General features: G+C 73.5%; 8 protein-coding genes. 4 read left to right on the top strand and 4 right to left on the bottom strand.

Annotated elements, in window-relative coordinates:
• The first annotated feature begins 4 nt into the window (after window positions 1–4).
• Both AC068A_RS29235 and AC068A_RS29230 read left to right on the top strand, forming a co-directional pair.
• Window positions 5–3,310 (top strand): DUF4082 domain-containing protein, encoded by a 3,306-nt coding sequence (locus AC068A_RS29235; protein WP_478589256.1) that lies wholly within the window; start codon window positions 5–7, stop codon window positions 3,308–3,310.
• Complete coding sequence (locus AC068A_RS29230) at window positions 3,307–4,353, top strand: glycosyltransferase family 2 protein (RefSeq protein ID WP_478589255.1); 1,047 nt, start codon at window positions 3,307–3,309, stop codon at window positions 4,351–4,353. Before AC068A_RS29235 ends, AC068A_RS29230 begins: the two co-directional genes overlap by 4 nt.
• A gap of 110 nt (window positions 4,354–4,463) precedes the next feature.
• Here the strand turns inward: AC068A_RS29230 and AC068A_RS29225 are convergent, their stop codons facing one another.
• Window positions 4,464–5,225, bottom strand: a complete 762-nt coding sequence (locus tag AC068A_RS29225; protein WP_478589254.1) for a hypothetical protein — start codon at window positions 5,223–5,225, stop codon at window positions 4,464–4,466.
• Window positions 5,226–5,305: 80 nt separating this feature from the next.
• Between AC068A_RS29225 and AC068A_RS29220 the strand changes: the two genes are divergently transcribed.
• Window positions 5,306–7,405, top strand: coding sequence for an O-antigen ligase family protein (locus AC068A_RS29220; protein ID WP_478589253.1), 2,100 nt, complete (start codon window positions 5,306–5,308; stop codon window positions 7,403–7,405).
• A complete protein-coding gene (locus AC068A_RS29215; RefSeq protein WP_478589252.1) occupies window positions 7,366–8,319 on the top strand; it encodes a glycosyltransferase in 954 nt (317 codons plus the stop codon). Before AC068A_RS29220 ends, AC068A_RS29215 begins: the two co-directional genes overlap by 40 nt.
• A gap of 10 nt (window positions 8,320–8,329) precedes the next feature.
• Here AC068A_RS29215 and AC068A_RS29210 read toward each other — a convergent pair whose 3' ends face one another.
• The 3 genes from AC068A_RS29210 to AC068A_RS29200 are packed head-to-tail and all read right to left on the bottom strand — an operon-like array spanning window position 8,330 to window position 11,743.
• On the bottom strand, window positions 8,330–9,139 hold the full coding sequence (locus AC068A_RS29210; RefSeq protein WP_478589251.1) for a glycosyltransferase family 2 protein: 810 nt from the start codon (window positions 9,137–9,139) through the stop codon (window positions 8,330–8,332).
• A gap of 13 nt (window positions 9,140–9,152) precedes the next feature.
• Window positions 9,153–10,253: a hypothetical protein gene (locus AC068A_RS29205; RefSeq protein WP_478589250.1), complete on the bottom strand. Its 1,101-nt coding sequence runs from the start codon at window positions 10,251–10,253 to the stop codon at window positions 9,153–9,155.
• A gap of 5 nt (window positions 10,254–10,258) precedes the next feature.
• Complete coding sequence (locus tag AC068A_RS29200; RefSeq protein ID WP_478589249.1) at window positions 10,259–11,743, bottom strand: oligosaccharide flippase family protein; 1,485 nt, start codon at window positions 11,741–11,743, stop codon at window positions 10,259–10,261.
• Window positions 11,744–11,955 lie beyond the last annotated feature (212 nt).

Genomic DNA, 11,955 nt, shown 5'->3' with positions numbered 1-11,955 from the left:
ACAGATGAAAAGACGACGGACAAGGCGGCTCCGGTACAGCCTCTTCACCGTGGTCGCGGCCCTGATGGCCACGGTACTGCCGCCGTCCGCGGTGGCGGGGGCGGCGGACCCCTGCGGTCCCACCACGAACGCGATCGTGTGCGAGAACTCCAAGCCGGGCACACCGATGTCCGACTGGTTCTCGCCCAGCGCCTACGGCGACATCAAGGGCTTCAGCGCCCAGATGAGCGTCCAGGCCGGCGACACGGTGCAGTTCAAGGTCCAGTCGCCGACCCCGTACCGGATCTCGGTCTACCGGCTGGGCCACTACGGGGGCAACGGCGCCCGCCTGATGTCGAGCGCGGCGCAGGCGGCCCAGACCCACCCGGCGAACGTCGCCCCGGGCGGCCAGCCGCAGAGCTGCACCACCAAGGCCTCCACCGGCCTGGTCGACTGCGGCAACTGGCCCACCACGGCCACGTGGACGGTGCCCGCCGACGCGGTCTCCGGCGTGTACATCGCCAACTTCGACCAGGCGGACGGCAACGGCGTCATGCCGTACCCGTTCGTCGTCCGCAACGACGCCGGCCACTCCGACATCGTCGTCCAGACCAGCGACCAGACCTGGCAGGCGTACAACAACTACGGCGGCCAGGACCTGTACGACGGCGCGGGCCCCGCACCCGACGGCCGGGCCTACGAGGTCAGCTACAACCGGCCCATGGACATCGGCGGGGACAACGGGATCTACGGATCCGAGTTCCAGATGATCTCCTGGCTGGAGCGCAACGGCTACGACGTCAGCTATATGTCCGGCATCGACATGTCGAAGCGCGGCGCGACCCTGCTCCGCAACCACAAGGTCTTCCTGTCCTCCGGACACGACGAGTACTGGACCCAGGAGCAGTTCACCAACGCCCTGGACGCCCGGAAGGCAGGCCAGCACCAGACGTACTTCAGCGGCAACGAGATTTTCTGGAAGACCCGGCTCGCCCCCAGCATCGACGGCACCAACACCGCCGACCGGACCCTGGTCTGCTACAAGGAGACCAAGCTCTCCTTCCCGCAGCCGAACGGCATCCCCGACCCGAGCGGGAGCTGGACGGGCACCTTCATGGACCCGGCCAGCGCCGCGGGCGGGCGGCCCTACCAGCCGCAGAACCAGCTGACCGGCTCGCTGTTCAGCGTCAACGGCTACCGCAGCGACGCGATCACCGTGCCGGGCCGGTTCGCCAAGATGCGCCTGTGGCGCAACACCACCGTCGCGAACCTGACCCCCTCCCAGACCGCCACCTTCCCGACCGGCACCCTCGGCTACGAGTGGGACAGCGACGTGGAGAACGCCCACCGCCCGCCCGGCCAGATCCAGCTGTCCTCCACCACCGTCGACATCGAGGACGGCAAGCTCCTCCTCGACTACGGCAACACCTACGGCAACGGAACCGCCACGCACAGCCTCGTCGCCTTCCGCGACCCGGCCTCCCGCGCGCTCGTCTTCGGCGCGGGCACCGTCCAGTGGTCCTGGGGCCTGACCAACATGCCGACGTCCGACCCGGACGCCGTCGTGGTCACCGAGGACAAGCGGATGCAGCAGGCCACGGTGAACGTGTTCGCCGACATGGGCGTCCAGCCCAAGAGCCTCCAGTCCGACCTGGTCCCGGCCACCGCCTCCACGGACACCACCGGCCCGACCGTCACGGTCACCAGCCCGGCAGCGGGCGCCACCGTGCCCGCCCTGCGGCCCGTGACCGTCACCGGCACCGCCGCCGACAGCGGAGGCGGAGTGGTGGCCCGCGTGGAGGTCTCCACCGACGGCGGAACCACCTGGAAGGCGACCACCGGCATCGGGTCCTGGAGCCACACCTGGACCCCGACCGCCCCCGGATCGGTGCAGATCAAGGTCCGCGCGGTCGACGACAGCGTCAACATCGGCGCCACCACCACCGTGCCGCTGACCGTGGGACCCCAGCAGTGCCCCTGCACCGTCTGGCCGGCCGCGGCCGTGCCCGGCACCCCCAATGCCGGGGACGGCAGCGCCGTCGAACTCGGCGTGAAGATCCGCTCCTCCGTCCCCGGCTCCATCACCGGCATCCGCTTCTACAAGTCCCCGGCCAACACCGGCACCCACACCGGCAGCCTGTGGAGCGCCTCCGGGCAGCGCCTGGCCACCGGCACCTTCAGCAACGAGACGGCCTCCGGATGGCAGCAGCTCAACTTCGCCACCCCGGTACCGATCAAACCCAACACCACCTACATCGCCTCCTACTTCGCCCCGAAGGGCGGCTACTCCTTCGACAACACCTTCGCGGGCGCCGAAGCCGGCCTGGCCCCGCTGACCGCGCTGCGCAGCGGCACCGACGGAGGCAACGGCGTCTACCGCTACAGCGCGTCCGGCGGATTCCCGTCCACCGCCGCGAGCGGCAGCAACTACTGGGTGGACGCGGTCCTGGACACCTCCACGGCCAGCACCACCCCGCCCGCGGTCACCGCCACCTCACCGCAGTCCGCGGCCACCGGCACGGCGATCACCGCCGGGGTCACGGCCACCTTCAGCACTGCCGTGGACTCCGAGGGACTGGAGTTCACCGTCAAGGACGCGGGCGGGGCGTCCGTACCCGGCAGCAAGGTCTTCGGCGCCTCCAACAGCGTCACCTTCACCCCGGCCGGCGAACTGGCCCTCAACACCGCCTACACGGCCTCCGTGAAGGCCTCCGACCTGTGGGGCAACACCATGCCCGAACCGGTCACCTGGACCTTCACGACCAGCCCCAACCCACCCCAGGTCAACTGCCCCTGCACCCTGTGGAACAGCGCCACCACCACACCGAGCACCGCCAACGCGGTCGGCGACACCAACTCGGTGGAGCTGGGCACCAGATTCCAGACCGCGGTGAACGGCTACGTCACCGGCGTCACCTTCTACAAGGGGCCGAAGAACACCGGCACGCACACCGGCAGCCTGTGGTCCGCCTCCGGACAACTGCTCGCCACCGGCACCTTCGGCAGTGAGACCCTGTCCGGCTGGCAGCAGCTGAACTTCGCCACCCCGGTGCCCATCACGGCCGGCGCCACGTACGTGGTCTCCTACCACGCACCGAACGGCAACTACTCCGTCGACGGCGGCTACTTCGCCGCCGCACACCGCTCGTACCCGCTGGTCGCCCCGGCCGACGGGAGCGGCGGCGCCAACGGCCTCTACAAGTACGGTGCCTCCACCGTCTTCCCGACGAACACCTTCGGATCGGTGAACTACTGGGTCGGCCCGGTCTTCACCACGACCCCGCCGCCCGCCCCGCAGGCCGGGCTGTCCTCGGAAGGGAGCGGCCAGTGAGCACGGTCAGCGTGGTGATCCCCTGCTACAACTACGGCCACTTCCTGGCCGACTGCGTCCACAGCGTCCTGGACGAGCAGCAGGGGGTCGACGTCCGGGTCCTGATCATCGACGACGCCTCGCCCGACGGGTCCGGGGAGGTCGCCCGGGCCCTGGCGGCCGGCGACCCGCGGATCGAGGTCCGCGTGCACGAGCAGAACCGGGGCCACATCGCCACCTACAACGAGGGCCTGCTGGAGTGGGCCGACGGGGACTACGTCGCCCTGCTCTCGGCGGACGACCGGCTGGTCCCCGGTGCCCTGGTACGGGCGGCGGCCCTGCTCGACGCCCACCCCGAGGCCGGGTTCGCGTACGGGCGGCCGCTGCGCTTCCGGCACGGCGGCCCGCTCCCGCAGGCCCGGACCCGGAGCACCGGGTCGGTGGTCTACCCCGGCCACTGGTGGCTGGAGCGCCGCTTCCGGGAGGGCACCGGGTGCATCACCTCGCCCGAGGTGGTCGTCCGCACCGGCCTCCAGCGCAAGGTCGGCGGCTACGACCCGAAGCTGCCGCACGCCGGCGACATCGAGATGTGGATGCGGCTCGCGGCGCACGCCGACGTGGGCTACGTCCGCGGCGCCGACCAGGCCTTCTACCGGGTCCACGGCAACAACATGTCCACCACCGACTTCGGCGGCCAGCTCGACGACCTCCGCCAGCGCCTCGTCGCCTTCGACTCGGTGCTCGACAAGTGCGGGGACCTGCTGCCGGACGGGGACCGGCTGTCCAGGGCCGCCCGGACCCGGCTCGCCCGGTACGCGCTGCGGCGCGCCTACCGGGCGTACGACCGGGGCCGGACCGGGGTGGTCCCGGTGGAGGAGCTGGAGGCCTTCGCCGCCGAATGCGTGCCCCGGTACACGGCACTGCCCGAGTACCGGGCGCTGGTCCGGCGGCGGCGGATCGGGGCGCGCACCATGCCGTACCTCCAGCCGCTGGTGCTGTCGGCGGTCGCCGACCGGGGACGCGAGTGGCTGTGGTGGCAGTCGTGGAAGCGGCGAGGGATCTGATGGACCACCGGCACGACCCGCACGACCCGCACCACCCGCACCATCCGCACCATCCGCACGACCGGGACCGCCGCCCTTCGCGGCGGTCCCGCCCGCGGTACGTCGAAGGCTCAGCCGGCCGCTGCGGCGCTCACCACCCGCTCCCCGCCCGGGTGCCGGCCGCCCGACCCGGCACCGGCCCCGGCGCCGGGTCCGGCGAGTGTCCCGGCGGGGGTTCCCGCACCGCTGCCCGTTCCGGCGTCGGCGCTCTCGCGCCGGCGCGGGTTCCGGCGTACCAGCAGCCGGTCGGTCCACAGGGCCGCCGGCACCCCGGCGACCGCGGCCAGCAGGGCGACGCCGGCCAGCGCCCGGCTCCTGGTGCCCTGCTGGGCGACCGCGGCCGGAGGCACCAGCTGGTCCACGCTCATCCGCGACGCGGCGGGGATGCCCTCCGCGTCCTGGAGCGCGGTCACGCGCCGGGTGTACGCCTCGATCACCGCGCGGACCGCGGCGTTCGCGGCCGCCGGGTCGGTGTGCTCGGCCTGCACCTGGAGCGAGGGGATCAGATAGCGCGGGGTGACACTGGTACCGCTGTTCCGCGGCAGCAGCCGGTAGTCGCCGGACACCCCCGCCGCACGCAGCTCGGCCCGGCCCTCGGGCGATTCCAGCTGCTGCACCACGGCGTACGAGACGGCGGCCAGCGGCGGTTGGAGGTTGGCCAGCTGGTTCGGGTGTCTCCCGGTGACCGGGGGCTTGAGCACGACGATCGCCGAACTCACGTGGACCGGGGTCGGGCGGAGCACCTGCACCGCTCCGGCCGCGGCGAGCACCGCCGCCACCACCAGGACGTACCAGCGCCGACGCAGCGCACGGACCAACTCACCAGGCGACACGGGGATTCCTTCCGTCCTGCACGATCCTTCCAGGACATGCGGCGGCCCGCCATCGAAACCGGCAGCCCGCAGGGGCGCGGATGAGCATCCGTGAAATGGGCGCCGTGCTGCGCCGCCGCTGGTACGTGATGGCCTCCCTGACCCTGCTCGGCCTGCTCGCCGGACTGCACCTGCACCGCTCGGTTCCGGTCGAGTACCAGTCGCAGAGCTCGGTGGCCCTGCTGGACTCCGCCGCGGTCGCCGAGCTCGCCCCGACCTTCGGCAACCCGATCTCGAACGCCGGCGGTTCGCTGGTGGTGACCGCGGACGTGCTGATCCGCACCCTGTCGGGGGCGGACGCCGCGCGGGCCCTCCACGGCCTCGGCGTCACCGACCCGTACGCGGTCGGCTTCGCCGCGAACACCTCCGGGCCGATGCTCACGCTGTCGGTCACCGGCACCGACCGGGCGAAGGTCCTCCAGGAGACCAACATCCTGACCTCCTTCGCCGGGGAACAGCTGGGCGCCCTCCAGACGGCCGCCGGCGTACAGCCCGCCTACTTCGTGCAGACCGCCCCGGTGGTGCTGCCGCAGACCCCGGTGCCGCTGCTCAAGAGCCGCTACCAGCAGGTGCTCGGCGTGGTGATCCTGGGCACCACGGCCGGGTTCACGCTGTCCTTCGTCGCGGACGGCGCGCTCGCGGCCCGGCGCCGCAGGCGCGCCGCCGCCGAGGCAGCCCGGGCCGCCGCCGAGGCAGCGGCTGCGGCCGGAGCGGCCGACGGCCCGGCCGCGGCCACCCCCGCCCCCCGAAGGTCCCGGCGGGCCGCCCTGCGCGCGGCCCGCGAGCGCCTCCCCGGGCGCCGCCGGGGCCGCAGCCCGGACGCCGCCGCACTGCTCACCGGCTACCTGGCGCTGGCCTTCTTCATCCCGTCGAACCTGACCCTGCCCGGCCTCGGCGGGGTGGGCACCCCGGCCAACGCCTACGCCCTGCTCTGCCTGTTCTGGTACCTGGCGGCCTGGCTGACCGGCCGGATCCGGCCGGCCGCCGGGACCCGGCTGCCCCGGGTCGTGATGCTCGTCCTCGCGCTCGCGGTGCTGGGCTCGTACCTCGCCAACGCGACCCGCGGCAGCTCGCACAAGGAGGTCCTCGGCGCCGACCGGGGCCTGATCGGGCTCCTGGTGTGGGTGTCGCTGGTGGTGCTGGTGACCGCCGGCATCCACGACCGGCCCCGGCTGGACGTGCTGCTGCGCCGGATGGTGGTGATGGGGGCGGTGGTGGCCGCGATCGGCTACTACGACTTCTTCACCGCGACGAACATCGCCGACAAGATCAGCATCCCGGGCCTGCAGTCCAGCGTCCCGCAGATCGCCACCCTGGACCGCGGCTCGTTCACCCGGCCCCGCTCCACCACCGCCCAGCCGCTGGAGTTCGGCGGGATGCTCGCCATCCTGCTGCCCTTCGCCGTCCAGCAGGCCTTCGACCCGGTCCGCCGGCACCTGGCCCGCTGGCGGCGCTGGGCGCCCGTCGTGCTCATGGGCGGCGCACTGCCGCTCACCGTGTCGCGGACCTCCATCATCGGGGCCCTGCTGGTGGTGCTGGTGATGGTGCCGCGCTGGAAGCCGGAGCGGCGGTGGGCGGCGATCGGCCTGCTGTGCGGGGCGGTCGCCGCGTTCAAGGTGATCATTCCCGGCCTGATCGGCACCATCACGGCCCTGTTCGCCTCGTTCCTCTCCAACGGAGACAGCAGCACCCAGGCACGCACCGTCAAGTACGGCGCCATCGTCCCCTACCTGGAACAGCGCCCGCTGTTCGGCCGGGGCTTCGGCACGTTCACCCCGAACCTGTACTTCTTCACCGACAACCAGTACATGCTCACCCTCGCGGAAATGGGCCTGGTGGGACTCGCCGTCCTGCTGGTGCTGTTCTTCACCGGCATCCACCAGGGCGGCGCCATCCGCCGCCTGGCCCGTACCGAATCCGACCGGGAGCTCGGGCAGGCGTTCTTCGCCTCGGCCGTGGTCTCCCTGGTCATCAGCGCCACCTTCGACAGCCTCAGCTTCCCGATGTTCGCCGGGATGTTCTTCCTGACGATCGCCGCCGGAGGCAGTTACCTCGGCTTCATCCGGCGCGCCGCGCCGAAGCCCCGAACCGCGGAGTCCCCATGTCCTCCCGTCACCCCGGACCGGGTCCCGGTCCCGTAGCCGTCCTCGTCGTCACCTGGAACAGCGCCCGGGTGCTGCCCGCGTTCCTCGCCTCCCTGCCCGAGGGCATGGCCGGGCTCGACTGGCACCTCGTCGTCGCCGACAACGACTCCGCCGACGGCACCGCGGACCTGGTCCGCTCCCTCGCCCCGGACGCCACCGTCGTCCAGACCGGCCGCAACGCCGGCTACGCGGCCGGGGTGAACGCCGCCCTGGAGGCCGCCGCCGGCCGGCACGGCGGCTTCCGCGCCGCCCTGGTGTGCAATCCGGACGTCCGGATGCGGACCGGCTGCGCCGCCCGCCTCGTCGACGCCCTCGACGCCCCCCTGTCCGGCGGCCGCCGGGTCGGGATCAGCGTCCCGCTGCTGTACGAGGAGGACGGCACCCTCCACCACTCGCTGCGCCGGGAGCCGCGCGTGACCCGCGCCCTGGGCGAGGCCGTGATCGGCAACCGCCGCGCCGGCCGGTTCCCGCTGCTCAGCGAACTGGTCACCGACCCGGCCGCGTACCGGCGGGCCACCGTCGCGGACTGGGCGACCGGCGCGCTGATGGCCCTCTCCCGCCCCTGCCTGGACGCCTGCGGGCCCTGGGACGAGTCGTTCTTCCTGTACTCGGAGGAGACCGAGTACTGCCTGCGGGCCCGCGACCACGGCTTCGCCACCCGCCTGCAGCCCGCCGCCTCGGCCGTCCACCTCGGCGGGGACTCCCGGGTCTCGCCGCGCCTGTGGACCCTCCTGACCCTCAACCGCGTCAGGCTCTACCGGCGCCGCCACGGCGCGGCCGCGACCGCCGCGTTCCGCGCGGCCGTCCTGCTGCGGGAGACCTCGAGGGCGGCCCTCGGCCGGCCGGCGAGCCTCGCCGCGGCCCGGGCCCTGGCCGGCCCGTCCGCGCTGCGGGCCGTGCCCGGGCCGTGACCCGGCCGGGTCACCCGGAGGGCGCCGGCCCGTCCCAGGCGGTGTAGAAGCTCCCCGGGTTGACCAGGTAGCGGACGGTGGGGCGGGGCAGGTGCCGGACCTCGTGGCGGCGCCCGTAGCGGCGTACGAGCTCCCAGTCCTCCCGCGGCAGGACCTCGGGCGTCCGCCGCAGACGGCTGAAGTGCAGGGACCGGGTGCGGCGGGCCACGAACGCGTTGGTGTCGAGGAAGGCCTCACGGGCGGCCCGGCGCCGGTCGAACGGCACCGACAGCACGTCCCGCTGGGAGCCGTCGGGGAGCACCCGGCGCAGGGCGGTGTACACGGCGTCCGGCCCGCCGGGCGGCTCCAGCACCGCCAGGGCCTGCTCCAGGTGGTCGGGCTCCCACAGGTTGTCGTCGTCCAGGAAGGCCACGTACCGCGAGCGGGTCAGCCGGATCCCCACGTTGCGCACGACCCCGGCCGTGCCCGTGTTGCGGGCCAGGGACACCGCGAACAGCCGTGGGTCCGGCGGGAGTTCGGGCAGGCCTGCGCCGTCGTCGACGACGATCACCACCTGGTCGGCCACCGTCTGCCCGAGGGCCGAGCGGACCGCCGCGCGCAGTGCCTCCGGCCGCCGGTGGGTGGCGATCACGGTGGCGACCAGGGCGGTCGGGGGCCGGCCCAGCAGGGCGGCGAGCCGGCGGGTCTCGGCGTCCTCGAAGCGGCGCAGCCGCACGGCGGAGGGGGCCAGCAGGACCTTGTTCCTGGCCTCGAAGAGCACCAGCCAGCCGAAGGCCCGCTTCAGCAGCTCCCAGGGGGCCCGGGCGATGCGCCGCATCATGTCCTCTCGGTCGTCAGGGGGAGGCCGGGGGCGGGACGGGCTTCCCGTCGGCCATGCGGTTGCCGCTCCACACGTTTCCGGCGCCGCCCGCGTTCCAGGCGGTGGCTGTGCCGTACGCCCCGGCCGCGGCGTGGTATTCGGTGGAGAACACGTTGTCGGTGACCTTGATGCCGGTGGCGCCGGGACCGCCGCCGTAGAGGGTGTAGGCCCCGCCCGCCAGCCAGTTGCGCTCGACGACCACGGAGGAGACGACACCGGTGTCGGCGAAGAGCCCCACGGCGGCGGTGGCGCCCTGGTCCACCCGGACCGGGTTCAGCAGGGTGTTGTGGCGGACGGTGAGGCGGCCCTTGTTGCCGCCGCCGCTGATGACGGCGTCGGTGTGCTGCCACTCGCCGGTCTTGTTGCGGAAGGCGACGATGTCGTGCACGTAGTTGTCGTGCAGGTCGCCCTGGCCCATGGACAGGGCGTTGCCGAACACCGAGATGTCGCACCAGCCGACCTCGATCGAGCTGCCGCCCATGTTGGACACCGCGTAGTTGACGCCCCCGTTGTCGGGGCCCTTGCCCGGAATCGCGGTGATGGTGGTGTACAGGACCTTCAGACCGCTGAAGCCGGGGCGCAGGTTGATCCCCCACCAGTTGGTGGAGGTGATCCTGCTGTCGATGACGGTGACGTTGTTGGCGTAGACGTCCAGGGAGCCGTGGATGTCCCAGCCCTTGATGACCGTGCCGTCGGTCTTCACGGACATGTTGCCCGTGTCGTGCCGCTCCAGCTCGATCCGCGGGCCGGTGGTGGTCCCGTCGGGGAAACCGCAGGCACCGGGGGAGGAGCAGGCAGGGGCCGGGGTGGGCGGGCCGCTGCTGCCGGGCGGGGCAGTGGCGGAGGGCGGGGCCGCGGTCGAGCTCGCCGTCTCGCCGGCGCTCGGGTCCGGGGAGGGCGTGGCCGCGGGCGGGGTGGGGTTGCCGGGGCCGGGGCAGTCGGGGGCGCCGTCCGGACACGGGCCGGCTGCGGGCTCGCCCATCCCGGTCCGCTGTGCCTGGTACAAGGTGAGGGCGACGACCAGCACGAGCCCGGCCAGCAGCCAGGCCGCGAGGCGCTTCCTGTGGTGTGCCACGGCCGCTACCCCTTGACCGTCGCGGTCGCGCCGACGGCCCTGGGACCGCGCAGGAAGCCCAGGCTGGGCAGCACGCACAGCACGTAGCACAGGGTGCCGGCGGTCCCGGTGGCGAGCAGCGCCACGATGCCGTCGCCGAGGAGCCGCTCCAGGCCCAGGACCACGGCCGCCATGACGGCGCCGCCGAGGAAGGGCCAGGCGCAGGCCCGGGCCACGGTGCCCAGGCGGATCCCGGCGCGGTGCAGGGTGGCGAGGAACACCGGCACGACGACGGCGCCGGCGACCAGGACGTGCCCTTGGGCCACGCCCACGATCCCGTTCGCGCGGGCGCCGATCACCAGGGCGGGGATCAGGACGACCAGCCACAGGGCCTGCACCGCGATGAGGGACCGGCGCCGTCCGACGGCCACCAGGCAGTCGTAGGACAGTTCGCAGGCGATCCGTACCAGGCCCAGCGCCATCAGCCAGGGCAGCGCGGCGGCTGCGGGCAGCCAGCGCGCGCCGTAGACGAGTTCGACGATCGGCGCGGCGAGTGCGGCGAGCAGTACGCAGAGCGGGACGGTGCCGGTCATCACGACCCCCAGGCCGCGGCCGAATCCGGCGGCCAGGGCGCCCGGGGTGTCGGCCAGCCGGGAGAACCCGGCGAAGGAGACGCGGCGGGCCGCCTCGGAGATGATCCGCACGGGCCAGCCGGAGATGTTGAAGGCGAGCACGTAGAAACCCAGGGCCAGCTGGTCCAGGGAGGAGCCGACGACCATGGTGTCGACGTTGACGACGCCGAGGGCGAGCATGCTGGCCCCGGCGAGCGGCAGTCCGAAGCCCAGCAGGGCGCGGGCCTGGGCGGCGTCCCAGCCGAACCGCAGGGTGCCGGGAGCGGCGAGGCAGCAGCCGGCGAGGGCGGCGGCGTTGCCGGCGACGGAGCCCCAGGCGAAGCTCATCGCCCCCCAGCCCTCGACGGCCAGCAGCAGGGTCACCGCGGTGCTGAGGACGAAGTTGACGGAGTCGACGGCCATCCGCCGGCCCTGCGCGAACTCCCGGGTGAGGAAGCCGGCCGGCACCTGCGACAGCCCGTCGAGGACCACGCACACGCACATCACCCGCAGCACCCCGGAGGCCTCGGGCGAGCCGAGCACCCGGGCCACCGCGGGGGCCGCCGCGAACAGGGCCGCGTACAGCAGGCAGCTGGAGACGGCGCTCAGGGTGAGGACGGTCGGGGCGAACCGGCGGGGGTCCCCCTCCCAGCGCACGATGGCCAGCGAGACGCCGAGCTCGTTCGCGGAGAGCAGCACCAGCAGGACCGTCTGGGCGATCCCGTAGACGCCCCAGGCCTCGGGTCCGAGGAAGAACCGGGCGAGGATGATGCCGGTCGCGAAGTTGCCGAGGCGCATGACGACGGTGTTGACCAGGCTCCACCGGGCGGCGGAGCCCACCTTGCGGCCGAGCGGCGGTGCTTCGGGCGGGGCCTGTGTCCCGGTCGCGGGCCCGGTCACGTCGGCCCCGCACTGCCGGACACGGCCTCGGGGGCCCCGGCCCCGGGCGCCGCCCCGGTCCCGGGTGTCCCGTCGGCCGCGGCCTCGGTTCCGTTGGCGGGGGGGGGGGGGGGGGGGGGGGCGGGGGGGGGGGGGGGGGGGGGGGGGGGGGTGGTGGGGGGGGGGGGGGGGGGTAGCCGACAAAAAACACAAACCACCCCAAGAACAAACAA

The sequence above is a fragment of the Streptomyces sp. NPDC043854 genome (genome assembly GCF_056436005.1).
Note: the sequence above shows the minus strand (reverse complement) of the source record. Positions and strands in the feature narration are given on the sequence as shown.